General features: G+C 64.5%; 14 protein-coding genes. 9 read left to right on the forward strand and 5 right to left on the reverse strand.

What is annotated here, in order from left to right; all coding sequences use genetic code 11:
- The first annotated feature begins 32 nt into the window (after nucleotides 1-32).
- The 5 genes from NG898_RS02360 (at nucleotide 33) to NG898_RS02380 (ending at nucleotide 5543) form a co-directional block, all read left to right on the forward strand.
- A complete protein-coding gene (locus tag NG898_RS02360) occupies nucleotides 33-908 on the forward strand; it encodes a formate dehydrogenase accessory sulfurtransferase FdhD (protein ID WP_252690916.1) in 876 nt (291 codons plus the stop codon).
- A gap of 196 nt (nucleotides 909-1104) precedes the next feature.
- A complete protein-coding gene (gene dcd / locus NG898_RS02365; protein ID WP_004632155.1) occupies nucleotides 1105-1671 on the forward strand; it encodes a dCTP deaminase in 567 nt (188 codons plus the stop codon).
- 73 nt (nucleotides 1672-1744) lie between these two features.
- A complete protein-coding gene (locus NG898_RS02370) occupies nucleotides 1745-4024 on the forward strand; it encodes an arginine/lysine/ornithine decarboxylase (RefSeq protein WP_252690917.1) in 2280 nt (759 codons plus the stop codon).
- A gap of 237 nt (nucleotides 4025-4261) precedes the next feature.
- Nucleotides 4262-4849, forward strand: a complete 588-nt coding sequence (locus NG898_RS02375) for a TetR/AcrR family transcriptional regulator (RefSeq protein ID WP_252690918.1) — start codon at nucleotides 4262-4264, stop codon at nucleotides 4847-4849.
- A gap of 184 nt (nucleotides 4850-5033) precedes the next feature.
- Nucleotides 5034-5543, forward strand: a complete 510-nt coding sequence (locus tag NG898_RS02380) for a hypothetical protein (protein ID WP_252690919.1) — start codon at nucleotides 5034-5036, stop codon at nucleotides 5541-5543.
- 158 nt (nucleotides 5544-5701) lie between these two features.
- On the opposite strand, the gene argH is transcribed toward NG898_RS02380, so the two are convergent.
- The 3 genes from argH to NG898_RS02395 form a co-directional block, all read right to left on the reverse strand.
- Nucleotides 5702-7117, reverse strand: coding sequence for an argininosuccinate lyase (argH, locus tag NG898_RS02385; RefSeq protein ID WP_252690920.1), 1416 nt, complete (start codon nucleotides 7115-7117; stop codon nucleotides 5702-5704).
- A 105-nt stretch (nucleotides 7118-7222) separates the two neighbouring features.
- Nucleotides 7223-7942 carry an anti-sigma factor gene (locus tag NG898_RS02390; RefSeq protein WP_252690921.1) on the reverse strand — a complete coding sequence of 240 codons (720 nt, stop codon included), beginning with the start codon at nucleotides 7940-7942 and terminating at the stop codon, nucleotides 7223-7225.
- Nucleotides 7942-8589, reverse strand: coding sequence for an RNA polymerase sigma factor (locus NG898_RS02395; RefSeq protein ID WP_252690922.1), 648 nt, complete (start codon nucleotides 8587-8589; stop codon nucleotides 7942-7944). Before NG898_RS02395 ends, NG898_RS02390 begins: the two co-directional genes overlap by 1 nt.
- Before the next feature lie 205 nt (nucleotides 8590-8794).
- Between NG898_RS02395 and NG898_RS02400 the strand changes: the two genes are divergently transcribed.
- Nucleotides 8795-9400 carry a ferritin-like domain-containing protein gene (locus tag NG898_RS02400; RefSeq protein WP_252690923.1) on the forward strand — a complete coding sequence of 202 codons (606 nt, stop codon included), beginning with the start codon at nucleotides 8795-8797 and terminating at the stop codon, nucleotides 9398-9400.
- 33 nt (nucleotides 9401-9433) lie between these two features.
- Here NG898_RS02400 and NG898_RS02405 read toward each other — a convergent pair whose 3' ends face one another.
- A complete protein-coding gene (locus NG898_RS02405; protein ID WP_252691606.1) occupies nucleotides 9434-10318 on the reverse strand; it encodes a LysR family transcriptional regulator in 885 nt (294 codons plus the stop codon).
- A gap of 125 nt (nucleotides 10319-10443) precedes the next feature.
- Here NG898_RS02405 and NG898_RS02410 point away from each other — a divergent pair, with 125 nt between their 5' ends.
- A complete protein-coding gene (locus NG898_RS02410) occupies nucleotides 10444-11871 on the forward strand; it encodes an MFS transporter (RefSeq protein ID WP_420803684.1) in 1428 nt (475 codons plus the stop codon).
- Here NG898_RS02410 and ppc read toward each other — a convergent pair whose 3' ends face one another.
- A complete protein-coding gene (gene ppc, locus NG898_RS02415) occupies nucleotides 11872-14886 on the reverse strand; it encodes a phosphoenolpyruvate carboxylase (protein ID WP_252690925.1) in 3015 nt (1004 codons plus the stop codon).
- A gap of 108 nt (nucleotides 14887-14994) precedes the next feature.
- Here ppc and hemC point away from each other — a divergent pair, with 108 nt between their 5' ends.
- A complete protein-coding gene (gene hemC, locus NG898_RS02420; RefSeq protein ID WP_252690926.1) occupies nucleotides 14995-16011 on the forward strand; it encodes a hydroxymethylbilane synthase in 1017 nt (338 codons plus the stop codon).
- 15 nt (nucleotides 16012-16026) lie between these two features.
- Nucleotides 16027-18165: a fused uroporphyrinogen-III synthase HemD/membrane protein HemX gene (gene hemDX / locus NG898_RS02425; protein ID WP_252690927.1), complete on the forward strand. Its 2139-nt coding sequence runs from the start codon at nucleotides 16027-16029 to the stop codon at nucleotides 18163-18165.
- The last annotated feature ends 1 nt before the right edge of the window (nucleotide 18166 follow it).

The following is an 18166-nucleotide window of genomic DNA, read 5'->3' on the forward strand; positions in this document are numbered from 1 at the left end:
CCGTGCGCATTTTTATTTGAACGAAGACATTGATGCCGCTGCGCCCCGAACTGACCAACGCTTCCGTTCCACTGCTCGACGAGGTTGAAGTGCTCGACGAGCTGGGCCGCGCACGCAATGTCTACATCCCCGGTGAACGCCCGCTCACCGTCTACCTCGACAAGCGCGAACTGGTCACGCTGATGACGCTGGGCGGCGCGCCTGAAGCGCTCGTACTCGGTTATCTGCGTAACCAGCGCCTGGTCAGCAGCATCGACGACATTGCCTCCATTCAGGTCGACTGGGAAACCGAATCCGCTGCCGTCACCACGCGCGGCGGCATTGCAGACCTGGATGAGAAGACCGCCCGCCGCACCGTGACCACCGGTTGCGGGCAGGGCACTGTGTTCGGCTCGCTGATGGACGAAATCGACGCCATCTATCTGCCACCCGACGCGCGCATGACGCAGACCACGCTGTATCGCGTGGTCGACACCATCCGCCTGCAGCAGTCGATCTACAAGCAAGCGGGTTCCGTGCATGGCTGCGCGCTGTTCGATGCGCAGGGCGGGCTTCTGCACTTCATCGAAGACGTGGGCCGCCACAATGCCGTGGATGCCATCGCCGGTCTCATGTGGCTTGAGGGAATGGGCGGCGGTGACAAGATCTTCTACACCACCGGCCGCCTGACCTCCGAGATGGTGATCAAAGGCGCGCAGATGGGCATTCCGTTCCTGCTGTCGCGCTCGGGCGTCACGCAGATGGGCCACCAGATGGCGCAGCGGGTCAACCTGACGCTGTTTGCGCGGTGCACTGGGCGGCACTTTCTGCTCTACACGGGGCGCGACCGTTTTGTGGCGGAGCCGGAGGTGGCCGGCGCGGTCGGGCCGCGCGGAGAACTGCCGCAGCCAGCGGAATCCGGCCGCTAATCTGCCCGGTTTGTTCGGATAAAGGCCATCGCAAGCCATCGGCCGCCACGGGGTTTTCCGTCACAGGTTTGGGAGTACAATCCGCGTTCCAAACCGGCCCCAGCCGCGGGCTGGCCCGCTGGCGTGACCAAATGGGGACAGTTTTCGCATCGCGAAGGCTGCCCCCATTTGTTCATCCAAGGTATCTGGACGCTCCATGAGCATCAAATCCGACAAGTGGATCCGCCGCATGGCCGAGCAGCACGGCATGATCGAGCCGTTCGAGCCCGGCCAGGTGCGTGAATCCGACGGCCGCCGCATCGTCTCCTACGGCACGTCGAGCTACGGCTACGACATCCGCTGCGCCGACGAATTCAAGATCTTCACCAACATCAACAGCACCATCGTCGATCCGAAGAACTTCGACGAGAAGTCCTTTGTCGACTTCAAGGGCGATGTGTGCATCATCCCGCCGAACTCGTTCGCGCTGGCCCGCACGATGGAGTATTTCCGCATCCCGCGCACCGTGCTGACCGTGTGCCTGGGCAAGAGCACGTACGCGCGCTGCGGGATCATCGTGAACGTCACGCCGTTCGAGCCCGAATGGGAAGGCTACGTGACGCTGGAGTTTTCCAACACCACGCCGCTGCCCGCCAAGATCTACGCCGGCGAAGGCTGCGCGCAGGTGCTGTTCTTTGAGAGCGACGAGGAATGCGAAACCTCGTACAAGGATCGTGGTGGCAAGTATCAGGGCCAGCACGGTGTGACGCTGCCCAAGACCTAGTTTTTGTAGTCCGTTTCCGCGCGTTCAGGCGTATCCGGAGCGGTGCCTTTAGCTTCATCCATAAGGAACCACGATGAAATTCCGTTTTCCCGTCATCATCATTGACGAGGACTTCCGCTCCGAGAACATCTCCGGGTCGGGCATTCGCGCGCTGGCCCAGGCCATCGAGCAGGAGGGGATGGAGGTGACTGGTCTCACCAGCTATGGTGACCTGACCTCGTTCGCCCAACAGTCGAGCCGCGCGTCCACCTTCATCGTTTCGATCGACGACGATGAATTCATCAACCCGGACAACGACAAGCCCGAACCGGAGGCGGTTGAAAACCTGCGCGCCTTCGTGGCCGAGGTGCGTCGCCGCAACGCCGACATTCCCATCTTCCTGTACGGCGAAACGCGCACCTCGCGCCATCTGCCGAACGACGTGCTGCGCGAGCTGCACGGCTTCATCCACATGTTCGAGGACACGCCCGAGTTCGTGGCCCGACACATCATCCGTGAAGCGCGCAACTACCTGGATTCACTGCCGCCGCCGTTCTTCAAGGCGCTGATCGACTACGCGCAGGACAGCTCGTATTCGTGGCATTGCCCGGGGCACTCGGGCGGCGTGGCGTTCCTGAAGAGCCCGGTGGGGCAGGTGTTCCACCAGTTCTTCGGCGAGAACATGCTGCGCGCCGACGTCTGCAACGCTGTGGAAGAACTGGGCCAGTTGCTTGACCACACGGGCCCGGTGGCCGCGTCTGAGCGCAACGCCGCGCGCATCTTCGGCTCCGATCACATGTTCTTTGTGACCAACGGCACGTCGACGTCGAACAAGATGGTGTGGCACGCCAACGTGGCGCCCGGCGACATCGTGGTGGTGGACCGCAACTGTCACAAGTCGATCCTGCACGCGATCATGATGACGGGCGCGATCCCGGTGTTCCTGATGCCGACGCGCAACCACTTCGGCATCATTGGCCCGATCCCGAAGAGTGAGTTCGAGCCGGAAACGATCGCCAAGAAGATCGCGGATCACCCGTTCGCCAGCCAGGCCAAGAACAAGAAGCCGCGCATCCTGACCATCACGCAGGGCACGTACGACGGCGTGCTGTACAACGCCGAGATGATCAAGAACATGCTGTCGACCGAAATCGACACGCTGCACTTTGATGAAGCGTGGCTGCCGCATGCGTCGTTCCACCCGTTCTACGAGGACATGCACGCAATTGGTCACGGTCGCCCGCGCAGCAAGGACGCGCTGGTGTTTGCCACGCAGAGCACGCACAAGCTGCTGGCCGGCTTATCGCAGGCCTCGCAGATCCTCGTGCAGGACTCCGAGACGCGCAAGCTCGATACGTATCGCTTCAATGAGGCGTATCTGATGCACACGTCGACGAGCCCGCAGTACTCGATCATTGCTTCGTGCGACGTGGCCGCGGCGATGATGGAAGCGCCGGGCGGCACTGCGCTGGTGGAAGAAAGCATTGCTGAAGCGCTGGACTTCCGTCGCGCCATGCGCAAGGTGGAGCAGGAATACGTCGGTACGAATGGCGGTAATGGGCGCGGCGACGACTGGTGGTTCAAGGTCTGGGGCCCGAACGACCTGTCCGACGAAGGCATCGAAGACCGCGAAGCGTGGATGCTGAAGGCCAATGAGCGCTGGCACGGCTTCGGCAACCTGGCCGAAGACTTCAACCTGCTTGATCCGATCAAGGCCACCATCATCACCCCGGGCCTGGACGTGGACGGCAAGTTCAGCGATTCAGGCATCCCGGCCGCCATCGTGACGCGTTATCTGGCTGAGCACGGCATCATCGTCGAGAAGACCGGTTTGTATTCGTTCTTCATCATGTTCACCATCGGCATCACCAAGGGCCGTTGGAACTCGATGGTGACCGAGCTGCAGCAGTTCAAGGACGACTACGACAACAACCAGCCGTTGTGGCGCGTGTTGCCGGAGTTCGTGCGTCAGTATCCGCAGTACGAGCGCATCGGGCTGCGTGAGCTGTGCGACAGCATCCACAGCGTCTACCAGGCCAACGACGTGGCCCGCGTGACGACAGAGATGTATCTGTCGAACATGGAACCAGCGATGAAGCCGTCGGACGCCTGGGCCAAGATGGCACATCGCGAAACCGAGCGTGTGGCGATCGACGACCTGGAAGGCCGCATCACCGCCATCCTGCTGACGCCGTACCCCCCGGGCATTCCTCTGCTGATTCCTGGTGAACGCTTCAACAAGACGATCGTGCAGTACCTGCAATTCGCACGCGAATTCAACAAGCTGTTCCCAGGCTTCGAGACTGACATTCACGGTCTGGTCGAGGAAGAAGTCGACGGCAAGATGGGGTATTTCGTCGACTGCGTGCGCTGAGTTTCAGTCACACAAAACAAAAACGCCGCACTGAATCAGCGCGGCGTTTTTGTTTTCTGGAGCGTGCGGCAAACTACGCTTCGTCTACCCGCCCGAGTTGCGGCGCAGGCTTCTTCTGCTTCAGTGGTGCTTGACAGGGTTGTCTACCTACTAGTAGATTGGCGTCTGCTCGCAGCGTATTGCAGAGCGCGCTTGAGGATGCCTAAATTTTGCCGGTCGGTTTGATGCAACCCTGTTATGAACGTTGAGCTCTCCCCGAAGGCTGCTGAAATCGTCGCACATGCACGATCATTGCTTGAAGCTGGCGGTTACAACAGCTTCAGCTATGCCGATATCTCTGCTCGGGTGCATATCAGCAAGGCGAGCATTCATCATCATTTCCCGAGCAAGACAGAGTTGGTGCGGGTTGTGGTCGCGCGGTATCGCGAGGAAGCGCGGGAGGGCATGGCGGCACTCGAACAGCAGCTTGCTGATCCATTGGCAGAACTCAATGCCTACGCGGATTATTGGTCTACGTGTATCCGTGGGGGCACGTCTTCGTTTTGCATTTGCGCGATGTTGGCCATGGAGTTGCCGACAATCCCCAGCGAGATTGCCGATGAAGTTCGGCAGCATTTTCAGGATCTGACTGCGTGGCTCACCACCGTCCTTAAGAGGGGGAAGGCTAAGGGTCAATTCCACCTGCAAGGTAGTCCAGCGATCGAAGCCAAAGCTTTCATGGCGGCAGTGCATGGAGCAATGCTGGCTGCGCGAGGTTCCGATGATCCCCAAGCCTTCGAGACGCTCGTTCGATTGTCGATCGACAAGTTGACCTCGGCAGCCTGAGCTGCCTTGGGGAGTTCAATGAGACCGAGGGTTGTCTCATTTTTTTGGATCACGTTGTCTACCAACTAGTAGATAGAATTTTGCCGCATGGAGGCCGGTTCGCGACATCCGAACTGCGACCAGTTTTCCGGCACCGCGGACACGGTGCTGATTTTTTGTCAGCGATTTTTGAGAGAGGTATCCCATGACGCATCCCATCTCGCCTCTAGGCGCGGTCCATACCGTTATCAGCTTGGTTCCCATCATTGCGGGCATCTATAGCTTTGTCTGTCATCGCAAGATCGACACGACGACGCGCTCCGGCAAGATTTACCTCATAGGTTTAGTGCTGTCGGTAATCACGTCCTTCGGCGTGTCGAGCACGGGTGGCCTGAATCCCGGACACGCGTTTGGCATCGTGATTCTTCTTATCGCCCTCGGCGGCATATTCGCGACCAAACGAACCTTCCTGGGAAGGCTTCGCCCGTATCTGTCTGTATTCGGACTCTCTTTCAGCTTTCTCTTATCGCTGGTTCCTGCCACAAACGAAACGCTGACCCGAGTGCCGTTCTCGCACCCACTCGCCGATGCGCCTCTGTCGCCACCGGTACTGCACACCTTGCTGGTCTGGTTTGGACTTTTTCTGGTGGGATTTGCCGCGCAATGTTGGTTGATCTATTCGCGCAACCGGCGCATGGCGCCCACATCCATCTAGTTGAACCGGGTTACTGAATCGCTCCAAACTGGGTGATGTGCTACGTCGGCACAATGTCTGCGCCCCTCCCGACAGGGCTCGTTGGGAGGCAGCGGCCGCCACAAAGCAAAAACGCCGCGCTGGGTAGCGCGGCGTTTTTGTTTGAAGCGTGCAGCCGATTATTCAGCCAGCGCGGCCCGTGCGAACGCAATGGCTTGCTTCACCTGCTCCGGCGCTGTTCCGCCGATATGGTTGCGCGAGGCGACCGAGCCTTCCAGCGTCAGCACGGCGTGCACATCGTCGCTAATGAGGTCGGACTTGTCGCCCAGGCCGCAGATGTCACGCAGTTGTGCGACGGACAGGTCTGCCAGATCACAGCGCAGGTCGTCGCAGGCGCGCACGGCGTGGGCCACGGCTTCGTGTGCATCGCGGAAGGGCAGGCCACGCTTGACCAGGTAGTCGGCCAGATCGGTGGCGGTGGCGTAGCCTTGCAGCGCAGCTGCACGCATGGCGTCGGCCTTGACGGTGATGCCCGGCACCATGTCGGCAAAGATGCGCAGCGTGTCGACCACGGTATCCACGGTGTCGAACAGCGGTTCCTTGTCCTCCTGGTTGTCCTTGTTGTACGCCAGCGGTTGACCCTTCATCAGCGTGAGCAGACCGATCAGGTGGCCATTGACGCGGCCGGTCTTGCCGCGCGCCAGTTCCGGCACGTCGGGATTCTTCTTCTGCGGCATGATCGAGCTGCCGGTGCAGAAGCGGTCGGCAATGTCGATAAAGCCCACGCGCGGGCTCATCCACAGCACCAGCTCTTCAGAGAAGCGCGAGATGTGCGTCATGACGAGCGCGGCGGCGGCGCAGAATTCGATGGCGAAGTCACGGTCGGACACGGCATCCAGCGAGTTGCGGCACACGCCGTCAAAGCCGAGTTGCTGCGCGACGAATTCGCGGTCGATCGGGTAGCTCGTGCCAGCCAGCGCGGCGGCGCCCAGCGGCAGGCGGTTGACGCGCTTGCGGGCGTCGAGCATGCGCTCGGTGTCGCGGGTGAACATCTCGACGTAGGCCAGCAGGTGATGGCCGAACACCACCGGTTGCGCGACCTGCAAGTGCGTGAAGCCCGGGACGATGGTGTTGGTGTGCTGCTCGGCCAAGTCCAGCAGCGCGCTGCGCAGGGCCTTGAGCAGACCGACGATGTTGTCGATCTCGCTGCGCAGCCACAGGCGGATGTCGGTGGCGACCTGGTCGTTGCGCGAGCGGCCCGTGTGCAGGCGCTTGCCGGCGTCGCCCGCCATGGCAGTCAGGCGCGCTTCGATGTTCAGGTGCACGTCTTCCAGGTCCAGCTTCCACTCGAACGTGCCGGTCTCGATCTCCTGGCGGATCTGCGCCATGCCCTTTTCGATGGCGGCGCGGTCGGCTTCGGCGATGATGCCCTGCTTGGCGAGCATGGCAGCGTGCGCCAGCGAGCCCTGGATGTCGAACAGTGCGAGGCGCTTGTCAAAGAACACCGACGCGGTATAGCGCTTGACGAGATCGGACACCGGCTCGTTAAAGCGGGCGGACCACGCTTCGGCCTTCTTGGCGAGTTGGGAGGTCATGGGCGGACAGCTGGAGGAGCGCGGCCGGCGAGGGTGCCAGCCGCAAATTCAGGAAACCGCGATTATATCGCCCGCCGGGCCTTTCAGCCCCCGCGCCAGGGCCGGCTACAGCGTGCTGTCGATCAGCGCGCCCTTGAAGACCACCGGCCCGGTCGGCCCCTCGGGGTTGGGTGAGCCGCCACGCGGTTCCACGCTGATGGCCAGCGCCGGCACCTGCCGCAACGGCTGCGCCACCGTCAGCCGCACCGCGCGCTGGTGCCCGATCACCCCAAGTGACTGAGGATGCCCGCCCGGCGGCAGCGCCCAGAGCTGCAAGGCCTGTTCAGTGTTGAGAGGTGTTGCGTCCAGCCGCTTGAGCGATAGCGTGCCGGTACGCGCATCCCAGGTGACGAGGACGGCCGCCTGGGCTTGCGCGTCCTGCAGCACGGCCACCGCGTTGGCGACAGGCGCCTCGCGCAATTGCTGCGCCAGCCGCAGGTTCAGCCCGATCGCCACCGCCGCAACCACCGCCGCGACTGCTGTGGCGCCGCGCCAGAAGCCCGCGCCTTGCCAGAGCCGCTGCCAGAGCGCTTTTCGCGGTGGCGCCGGCTCGCGCCAGCCGAGTTGCACTTCAACGCGGCACAAAATCTCCGGCAGAGGCGCCGTGGCAGGCTGAAGCGCGGGCAGGTCGGCCAGATAGCGTTGCCAGCGTTCGACCGTGGCGCGCACGGCGGCGTCGTGGCGAATGATCTGCTCGAACCGGCGGCGTGCACCGGCGCGCAATGTGCCGACCGCATATTCAGCGGCCAGCTTGTCGACGAGTTCGGGGTGGCGGCGCGGGTCCATCACGGTGCTCCGAGGCATTCGCGCAGGCGGTCCAATCCGCGCCGCATCCAGGATTTGACGGTGCCCAGCGGCAGTGACAGCGCTTGCGCCAGCTCGCTATGCGACAGGTCTCGCAGATAGGCGAGCGATATGACTTCGCGCTGCTTCGGGTCCAGGCGCTTGAGGCATTCGGCCAGCGCGCGGGCTTGCTGGCCGGCCAGCGCGAGGTCGGCGGGGCCAGGGGCGTGGTCGGCCAGGACATCGGCGTAGGTGTCGTCCAGCGGCACGGATTCCTGCACGCGCTCGGCATGCTGCCGGCGCAGGCAATCGAGTGCACGGTTGCGCACGATCGTGGTCATCCACGTCATGGGGGCGGCCATGTGGGGGCGGTAATCGCCGGCATGGCGCCAGATGTTGACGAAGCTTTCTTGCAAGACGTCCTCGGCCCAGTCCTTCCTGACCAAGATACGCAGCGCGAGCCCAAACAGTTTCGGTGCACAGCGCGAATACAGCGCACGCAGGGCGTCGCGGTCGCCCAGGCCGATGCGCTGCAGCAATGCCGCCAGCTCTTCCGCGTCGGCGCTTTGAGGGCGAGCCGCCGCGGCCGCCGTCGGCGGATCGGTGTCTTGCGCGGCGTGGTCGTCGGCGGTGCGCTGGAAGGTGAGCACGTGGGCAGTTTTTTGTGGACGGTTCTGCCCAAAGTGTAGGTAGAAACCGTGGTTGCCGGGGGAATTCACGTGAAAGGTGCTGAGGTATTTGCATCCAGTTGGATGCGCCCTTCGTATAAGCGGTCAGGCGCTGAACAAACGCCCGCGATTCGCATCACGCACCGCACGGATCGCGCTCTTCCCCACATATGCAAGGAGACCGACGATGGACACAACCAAAGAGATGGATCAGTTGGAGAATGACGGCCCGCGCATCGACGCGCGCCGCCGCGTGCTGCTGCGCGCGCCGGGGCTGATGGCGCTGGGCTCGCTGGCGGCGGTGTCGTTGGGCCAGTCGATGCCGGCCTGGGCGCAAACCCAGTCGGGCAGCGTGAAAGACGACATCAACATCCTGAACGTCGCGCTCGGGCTGGAGTACCAGGCCATCGCCGCCTATCAGGTGGGCGCAGAAAGCGGCTTGTTGCAAAAGCCCGTGCTGGCGACGGCCGTGAAGTTCCAGGGCCACCACAAGGCACACGCGTCGGTGCTGGCGGGAACGGTGTCCAAGCTGGGTGGAACGCCGGTCATGGAGAAGACGGTGGCGGAATACAACTTCCCGGTCAGCCAGCTCAAGACGCAGGCCGACGTGCTGCGTTTTGCCGCCGGGCTGGAAAAGGGCGCCACTTCGGCCTACTTGGGCGTGCTGCCGAATTTCTACACGCGCGACCTGACCAAGGCCGCCGCCAGCATCCTGGGCGACGAGGCGATGCATTGGGCGGTGCTGCTCTCGGTGCTGGGCGAGGACCCGGTGCCTGTGGCGTTCATCAGCTGACGGGTTTGTTGGGCCGCCACACCGGCCGCTCGTTTACGGTGTGGCGGTTTTTTTGTGCGCGTCGAACGCTTCGACGATGCAATCGAGCAAGGCCCGCACGCGCGCGGTCTTGTGCAGATCGGCGTGCGTGACGAGCCAGACGTCTTGCATGCTCCGGCGGTTTGGCAGTACGCGCACCAGTTGTGGATACGCTTGCGCGCGGCGGCAAACCAGTTCGGTGATCCCAATGCCTGCGGCCACCGCCTCGAACAGCGCTAGCGCCGAGTTGCTCTGCAAGACGACACGCCCGCGCGTGATGGGCTCTCCGCAAAGGTCTTCCCACATCCATGGCACTTCATTGCGCGGATACAGCACGAGGTCGTGCCCCGCAAAGGCCGTCCCTTCCTCCGGCTCGCCGCGCGCCGCAACGTAGCTGCGGCTCGCATAGATGCCCGTTTCCATTTGTCCGATGCGCCGCGCAATGAGGTCCGGCGAATCCGGCCGCAGCGTGCGCACGGCCACGTCGGCTTCGCGCTTGGTCAGGTTGGCAATGCTCTTGGACGCCATGCAGACAACGTCGATGCCGGGATGCCGTTGCCGCAGCGTCGCGATAGCCGGCAACACAAAGGTGGCCGCCATGGTGTCGGTCGTGGCCAGGCGGATCGTGCCGGCGAGTTGCTCGTCGATGCCGGCCACGCGGCGCTCGATGGTGTGTGCCGCCTGCTCCATCGCTTCTGCCGGGCCGATCAGCGCTTCGCCGGCAGGTGTGAGCACCAGCGCGGTCGACGTGCGCAGGAAGAGCTTGGCCGATAGCTCGTCTTCCAGCGCGGCGATGCGGCGGCCCACCGTGGCCTGATCCACGCCCAGGCGCTGTGCCGCGCCGCGCAGCGTGCAGGTGCGCGCCACGGCCAGGAAGAAGCGTCCGTTGTCCCAGTTCACATCGGGCTCCGAATATTTGTAGATGAGTGATGCAAATTTGCAGCGTTGCAATGCAAAAACGCTGCTTTTTTGCATGCGCTCTCCAGCCTACACTTGGCTGCATGAAATTGCCAAACGGTTCCGCCATGTCTTCCTGCCACGCCAATACCTTGGGCGCCAGTCCCCGAGCTGACTTGCAACCCGATCTCAGCCGGTGGCGCCGCAACGCCACGCTGGGCATTCTCACGTCGGGTGTGTTCATGGCGGTGCTCGATACGACCGTGGTCAACGTGGCGCTCATCGCTATGCGCGACAGCCTGCACAGCAGCGTCGCAGAACTCGCCTGGATTGTTGACGCTTACACGCTGGCCTTTGCCGCTTTCATCCTCACAGGCGGTTTGCTGAGCGACCGCATTGGCGCTCGCACCGTGTTCATGGCGGGGATGGCGGTGTTCATCGTGGCCTCCGCCGGCTGTGGGCTGGCGCCTTCAGTGACCACGCTGATTGCCGCGCGCATTCTGCAAGGCGTGGGCGCGGCGATGTTTCTGCCGAGTTCGCTATCGCTCATTCGCTGCACGTTTGAAGACCCGCGTGAGCGGGCCTGGGCCATTGGCCTGTGGGGCGCAATTGTCGCGACGGCTGCGGCCGTGGGCCCTGCGCTCGGTGGCGTCCTGGTTGACACATATGGCTGGCGCAGTGCCTTCCTGATCAACGTGCCGCTGGGCGTGGTCGGCATGCTGGGCACGTGGGTCATCGTGCGTCACGTGCAGCCTGCACGCGCCAAGCCGTTCGACTGGGCAGGGCAGGTGACGAGCGCGGTGATGCTTGCGGCGCTGTGTTTTGCCGCGATTGAATGGCCGGTGCGCGGTGCGCAATCGCCGTGGGTGTGGGGTACCGCGCTGCTGACGGTGGTGGCCGGGGCGCTGTTCGTTGTGGCCGAACGCCGTGCACGTGCGCCGCTGGTGCCGCTGGCCTGGCTGGGGCATCGCACGCTGGGCGCGGTCAACGGCGTGGGGTTCCTGCTGAATTTCGGCTATTACGGTGCCCTGTTCGTGCTGAGCCTGCATTTGCAGAACGTCGAACATCTCAGCGCGCGCCAGACCGGCCTGGTCATGCTGCCAATGGCGGTGAGCCTGTCGGCGGGCAACATCTTCGCGGGCAAGCTGATGGCACGTTTTTCTACACCGACGATGATGCTGAGTGGTCTCTTGATCGGCGCCGCGGGTTTGCTGGCAACGTCGGCTGCGCTGACCGGGCAAGTGCACATCTGGGTGGTGAGTGCAACGATGATGGCTTACGGCGGCGGCACCGCGCTGGCGATCGCGCCCATGACGTCGACCATCCTGTCTGCGGCACCGGGCGAATTGGCCGGCACGGCGTCGGGCTTGCTCAACGCCGCTCGGCAGACCGGCAGTTTGCTGGGCGTGGCAGCGGCGGGCGCGGTCGTTACGGTGGTGCCCGGTCTGGCGCATGCCTCGCCGCTGGTATTTGGCCTGATGACGCTGTCGTACGCCGGCGCGATGGCGATGGCGTGGATCAGCCGTCGCCCGGCCGCCACCGCGCTGGCTGCCTGATCAGCCGCTGTTGCGAAGGCCTGCGGCAATCCCGTTGATCGACAGGTGGATGCCGCGTCGCACGCGCGCATCGTCACTGCCGGCCTTGCCCGAGCGGAAGCGCTTGAGCAGTTCGACCTGCAAGTGATTCAGCGGGTCGAGATACGGGAAGCGGTTCTTGATGGAACGCGCCAGCAGCGGGTTGTCGGCCAGGCGCTCCGATTGTCCCGTGATGGCTGCCAGCATCTGCTCGGTCAACGTGAACTCCGCCGAGATGCGCGAGAACACCGCGTTACGCAGCTTGCGATCGTCGCAGAGCTGCGCGTAGCGCGACGCCACGTTCAGATCGGCCTTGGACAGCACCATGTCCATGTTCGAGAGCAGGTTCGCAAAGAACGGCCACTGCTTGTGCATGCGCTTGAGCGTGGTCAAGCGCGCGGCGCGGGCCTTGGCGTTGCCAGCGTCATCGAGCCAGCGCTGCACCGCGCTGCCAAAGCCGAACCAGCCCGGCAGCAGCAGACGGCATTGGCCCCACGAGAAGCCCCACGGAATCGCGCGCAGGTCTTCAATGCGGCGGTGCTTCTTGTCCATCAGCTTGCGCGAGGCCGGGCGTGAACCGAGGTTCAGATCGGCAATCTCGGTGATTGGCGTGGTGGCGAAGAAGTAATCCTTGAAGCCAGGGGTTTCGTAGACGAGATTGCGGTACGCGGCAAAGGCGTTGTCCGACAGCGCCTGCATGGCAGCTTCGTAATCTTCCAGGCCCTTCGGACGGTTGCGCGTGGGCAGCAGCGTCGCTTCCAGCGTGGCGGCGACGATGGTTTCCAGATTGCGCCGGCCGATCTCGGGATTGGCGAACTTGCTGGAGATGATCTCGCCCTGCTCGGTCAGGCGGATCTGCCCGTTCACCGTGCCCGGCGGCTGCGACAGGATGGCCTGATAGGTCGGGCCGCCGCCTCGGCCCACGGTGCCTCCGCGGCCGTGGAACAGGCGCAGGCGCACGCCCTTGCGCTCGAACAGCTCCACCAGCGCCAGCTCGGCCTTGTACAGCTCCCAGTTGGAGGTGAGGAAGCCGCCGTCCTTGTTGGAATCCGAATAGCCGAGCATCACTTCCTGCTCGTTGCCCTGCGCTGCGAGCACGGCATCGAAGCCAGGCAGGGCAAGCAGGTCGCCCATGATCTCGGGGGCGTTGCGCAAGTCTTCGATGGTTTCGAACAGTGGGATCACCATCACGTCCAGCGCGGCGCCGCCGGTGCCGCTGCCATTGGCGCCCGTGCGGAACATGCCGGCTTCCTTCTGCAGCAGCATCACTTCCAGCAGGTCGGATAGCGTCTCAGTGTGCGAAATGATGTAGTTGCGCACGATGCGGTTGCCGTAGCGGGCACGCACTTCGCGGGCGGCGCGGAAGATGTCGATCTCCGACGTGGTCTGCTCGCTGTATGCGTGGAACGGCAGCGTCAGCACGCGCGGCTGTTGCAGCTCGCGCAGCAGCAGCGTGCGCTTGTCGGCTTCGGACAGCGCCGCATAGGCGCCTTCGACACCTGCCACCTTCAACAACTCGGCGACGGTCGCTTCGTGCACGTCCGACACCTGCCGCAGGTCGATCGATGACAGGTGGAAGCCGAACACATCAATCGCGCGCGCCAACGATGCCAGTCGTGCATCGGCCAGCACCTCGCCGTGGTGCGCCGCCAAGGAGTCGATCACGATCTGGATGTCGGCACGCAGTTCTTCTGCATTGTTGTAAGCCGGAGCGGGGCCGACGGCGTGGCGGCCTGCGTCTTCGCCTGTCAGCTCATGGCACGTGGCAGCCAGGCGCGCATAGACGCCAATCAGCGCGCGGCGGTACGGCTCGTCCACGCGGTGTTCGGAATGGTCGGGCGAGCGCTCGGCCAGCGCTTGCAGCTCCGCGCTCACATCCACCAGCGACGTCGACATCGACAGTTCCGCACCCAGCGCGTGGATTTCTTCCAGGTACCACGCGAGGATCACGCTCGCCTGCTTCCGTGCAGCGTCGCGCAACGTCGTTGCCGTGACGAAGGGGTTGCCGTCGCGGTCGCCGCCGATCCAGGAGCCCATCTGGAAGAAGGGCGGCAGCGGTGTCGGTTCGCCGCGTGCGCCGCGACGCGGGAACGCGGTCGCGATGTCTTCTTCAAGCTCGCGGTACAGCGCGGGAATTTCGCGCAGGAAGGTGGTTTTGTAATACGACAGCGCGTTCTCGATCTCGTCCGCCACCATCAGACGCGTGGTGCGCAGCATGCGCGTTTGCCACAGCTTGGTGACATGGGCACGCAGCAGCGCGGTGTTGCGCTCGCGCTCGCGCGTGGTGAGCGGCGCGTCGCGCTCGGCCAGCAGGCGGGCGATTTCACGTTGTGCGTCGAGCGTGCTCTTGCGCTGCACCTCGGTCGGGTGGGCGGTCAGCACCGGCACGATCAGCGCAGTTTCGAAGAATCGGCGCAGCACGTCGCCCGACAGGCCTTCATCGGCGGCCGACAGCAGCGCGCGCATCAGGCTGCCCGGCTGCGGCGGCGATCCGGCCAGCGCATGCACGCGGCGGCGGCGATTGTGGTGCTGGTCTTCAGCGATGTTCGCCAGGTGCGAGAAATAGCTGAAGGCGCGCACCACCGACGTGGTTTGGTCGCGCGAGAGGGTTTTCAGCAGCCGGTCGAGATCCTGCTCGGCCTGGCGGTCGCCGTCGCGGCGGAAGCGCACGGCGGTCTGGCGGATGGTCTCGACCGTTTCGAAGACGGTGCCGCCTTCCTGGTCACGCAGCACGTCGCCCAGCAGGCGCCCGAGGAAGCGGATGTCTTCCTTCAGCGGCTGATCCTTGGCCGCGGCGCTGCCCGACGAGCGTCGGGAAGTGGGGCCGAGTGATGCGCCGTTGGCTTCGTCCGCCCCATTGGCCTTGACCACCGGTTTGGCGGCGGGCTTGGCAGTCTTGACTGCCTTCGAGGTTTTGCTGGTCTTGGCGGGGGCGGCTGAAGCCTTGCGGGCGGGGGTCGCGCGCGAGGAAGCGCGGCGCGCGGCGGGCTGCGTCATGGTGTCTCCTAGATTGGGTAGGTAAGGTGCCTGAACGGCCCTCTTTTCTGCATCACTTCAACGTGATAGCCGGACTGTCGCGAAAATGCTGCGTGCTACCATTGCCGCATGCCTTCCAACGCCCGCCCGACTTCCCGTCAATCCCAGCTTGCAACGACTCCTGCAGCCCAGGCGCCGACCAAGCTGGTCATTGCCTCGCGCGAAAGCCGGCTTGCCCTCTGGCAGGCCGAACACGTGCGTGCTGCATTGCAAAAATACTATCCCGCGTGCGACGTGTCCATCCTTGGAATGACCACGCGCGGCGACCAGATTCTCGACCGCTCCCTCGCGAAGGTGGGGGGCAAAGGTTTGTTCGTAAAAGAACTGGAAGTCGCGTTGGCCGAGGGGCGCGCCGATCTCGCCGTGCATTCGCTCAAGGATGTGCCGATGGAATTGCCGGAAGGCTATGCGCTTTCGGCCATCCTCGAACGCGAAGACGCGCGCGACGCCTTTGTTTCCAACGACTACGCCGATCTGGCCTCGCTGCCGGCCGGCGCCGTTGTGGGCACGTCCAGCCTGCGCCGTGAGGCTTCGCTGCGGGCGCGCTTCCCGCATCTGGTCATCCAGCCTCTGCGGGGCAACCTCGATACGCGCCTCGGCAAGCTCGACCGTGGCGACTACGCCGCCATCATCCTGGCTGCTGCCGGGCTTAAACGCCTTGGCCTGGCTGATCGTATCCGCTCGACCATCGCGCCGGAAGAATCGCTGCCAGCAGCAGGGCAGGGCGCGCTCGGCATCGAGATTCGCGCCGATCGTGCAGACGTGCGAGCGTGTCTTGCGCCGCTGCACGATGAGCCCACAGCGCTGGCCGTGACTGCTGAACGCGCTGTTTCGCGCATTCTGGGCGGTTCCTGCCAGGTGCCACTGGCCTCGTTCGCGCAGTGGTCGGACGCCGGCACGCTGCGCCTGCGCGCCTTTGTCGCTTCGCAGGATGGCACGCGTAAACTTGCTGCAGATGGCGAGGCCACGCCATCCACGCTGGCCGAAGCCGACGCACTGGGCGTGCACGTCGCCCAGCAGATGCTGGCCGGCGGCGCGCGCGACATCCTTGCCATGCTGGGCGCCGACGCCCCACCCGCTACCTAACTCCCACGGCTCGCCATGGACGACCACTTGCCACCGCGCTTGTCACCATCGTCGCCCGCATCCAGCACGCCGCCTGCTCAACCGGCAACCCCGCCCGTGGTGGTGGTGACGCGTCCGCGCGCGCAGGCGCCCATGCTGGTGGCGGCGCTTGAGCGCCACGGCCTGCGCACGCACCAGTTTCCGCTGCTCGACATTGCACCGACGCCCAATCTTGACGACTTGCGTGCCGCGTTGGGCGATCCTTCGCGCTATTCGCTGGTCGTGTTCGTTAGCCCCAATGCCGTGCAGCAGGCATTTGCCGCTATGCCGGAAGGCTTCCGCTGGCCGCAGGAGGTGCCTGTAGCGGTGGTGGGCCCCGCGAGCGCACTGGCGCTTGCCCAGCACGGCGTTGCGCCGCCCGCGCACCGTGTGATCCAGCCTGACACGCATGCCGACGACGCTCGCCAGGATTCCGAAGCGCTGTACGCGAGGCTGGATGTGCCGTCGTTGAGCGGTCGTGAAGTTCTGATCGTGCGCGGCAATGGCGGCCGCGAATGGCTGGCCGATCAACTGCGCGAAGCCGGTGCATCGGTCCGTACAGTGGAAGCGTATCGCCGCAGCGTGCCGGTGCCCGATGCCGCCGCGTGGCTCGCGTTGCGTGCCGTGCTTCCGGCCCGCCATGCCTGGACGCTCACCAGTTCCGAAGCTGTCCGCAATCTCGATGAGCTGGCCCGCGCCAATCTGTCGCCCGCCGATCTCGACACGCTGCACGGCGCGCCATGCTTTGCTTCGCATGCCCGCATCGTCGAACAGGCCAAATCGCTGGGCTTTCGCGACGTGACGCTCACTGGCGCCGGCGACGACCGCCTCCTCGCCAGCGTGCTCGCGTGGGCCGGGCCGGTATCGGCGCCCGAGCATGCCCCGGCAGCGGTGTCGGCTGAATCAAAATCGTCTACTTCTTCTTTCACCGTGACGCAGACTCCTGTTCCCTCGGCGGCTCCCGCTTCTGCCCCCGCTTCGACACCAGCGCCCGCATCTGCGGCAGCCAAGCCGAGCCCGGCCCCTGCGCCTGCTGCTCCGCCGGCTGCGTTTGCGCCCACCATGACGGTCAACCATGCGCCGCGCCGTGGCGGTTGGCTGATCTGGGTGGTGCTGGTTGCGGTCGTGGCGGCGGTGGCCGCGCTGCAGGTGCGCAATGAGCGCCTGGCACGCGAGATCCGCCAGCATGCCCAGACAAACGAAGCGCTGGCGCAGGAGATGCGCGTGCTGTCCCGTGCAGACCAGGATTCGGTTTCCCAGCTGCAACAGAAATTCGGGGCGCTGGACGCCCGCACCGCTGAAACGCGCGATCGCCAAGCCGCGCTGGAGCAGGCCAACCAAGACCTTCTGCGCAACCGTGATGACTGGCAGCGCGCCGAGATCCAGCGCTCGCTGGAGGTCGCCGCCGAGCAACTGCAGCTGACCGGCAATGTCGCCGGTGCCCTGGCTGCGCTGCAAACGGTCGACGCGCGCCTGGCCACGCTCGACAAGCCGCAGTTCAACGCCGTGCGCCGGGCGGTATCGCGCGACATGGCCAAGCTCAAGGCGATGCCGTCGTTTGATCTGGCCGGTGCGGCGCTGCGGTTGGATGACGCCATCAACGCTGTAGACACGCTGCCGCTCATCTCGTCGGCCCAGCCGCTGGAGGCGGAACAGGCTGCGCAGGCGCCGCATGCTGCCGCAAAGCCCACGAAGAATGCCAAGGCGCATGCTGCGGCCGCGTCGGCGCCGGCTGCATCGACGCCGCCAAACGCCGGATGGTCGGTGGGTGTGCGCGCCTGGTGGGCCCGCCTGTGGAACGACGTTCGCGACGAGCTCGGCCAGATCGTACAGGTGCGCCGCGTCGATCAGACCGAAGCGCTGCTGCTGTCTTCCGACCAAGCGTGGTTCCTGCGCGAAAACCTCAAGCTGCGCTTGATGAATGCGCGCCTGGCATTGCTCTCGCGCAATGACGCCGTGTTCCGTGCCGACCTGGGGCGCGCCGATACGCTGCTCGCGCGCTACTTCGATACGCAGTCTTCGCGCGTGACCACGGTGCAGAATCAACTGTCGCAGGTGCGCGCGACGGCCGGCACGCTGCAGGTGCCGACGCTGGCTGACAGCCTTGCCGCCGTGCGCGGTTCGGGCAAGGAGTGAG

The sequence above is a fragment of the Ralstonia mojiangensis genome (assembly GCF_023955645.1).
GTDB classification, from domain to species: Bacteria; Pseudomonadota; Gammaproteobacteria; order Burkholderiales; family Burkholderiaceae; genus Ralstonia; species Ralstonia mojiangensis.

What these genes read in the sequence shown, in the direction of transcription:
- NG898_RS02360 (WP_252690916.1), top strand. Translation starts at nt 33, where the DNA reads ATGCCGCTGCGCCCCGAACTGACCAACGCTTCCGTTCCACTGCTCGAC.
- dcd (WP_004632155.1), top strand. Translation starts at nt 1,105, where the DNA reads ATGAGCATCAAATCCGACAAGTGGATCCGCCGCATGGCCGAGCAGCAC.
- NG898_RS02370 (WP_252690917.1), top strand. Translation starts at nt 1,745, where the DNA reads ATGAAATTCCGTTTTCCCGTCATCATCATTGACGAGGACTTCCGCTCC.
- NG898_RS02375 (WP_252690918.1), top strand. Translation starts at nt 4,262, where the DNA reads ATGAACGTTGAGCTCTCCCCGAAGGCTGCTGAAATCGTCGCACATGCA.
- NG898_RS02380 (WP_252690919.1), top strand. Translation starts at nt 5,034, where the DNA reads ATGACGCATCCCATCTCGCCTCTAGGCGCGGTCCATACCGTTATCAGC.
- argH (WP_252690920.1), bottom strand. Translation starts at nt 7,117, where the DNA reads ATGACCTCCCAACTCGCCAAGAAGGCCGAAGCGTGGTCCGCCCGCTTT.
- NG898_RS02390 (WP_252690921.1), bottom strand. Translation starts at nt 7,942, where the DNA reads ATGGACCCGCGCCGCCACCCCGAACTCGTCGACAAGCTGGCCGCTGAA.
- NG898_RS02400 (WP_252690923.1), top strand. Translation starts at nt 8,795, where the DNA reads ATGGACACAACCAAAGAGATGGATCAGTTGGAGAATGACGGCCCGCGC.
- NG898_RS02410 (WP_420803684.1), top strand. Translation starts at nt 10,444, where the DNA reads ATGTCTTCCTGCCACGCCAATACCTTGGGCGCCAGTCCCCGAGCTGAC.
- ppc (WP_252690925.1), bottom strand. Translation starts at nt 14,886, where the DNA reads ATGACGCAGCCCGCCGCGCGCCGCGCTTCCTCGCGCGCGACCCCCGCC.
- hemC (WP_252690926.1), top strand. Translation starts at nt 14,995, where the DNA reads ATGCCTTCCAACGCCCGCCCGACTTCCCGTCAATCCCAGCTTGCAACG.
- hemDX (WP_252690927.1), top strand. Translation starts at nt 16,027, where the DNA reads ATGGACGACCACTTGCCACCGCGCTTGTCACCATCGTCGCCCGCATCC.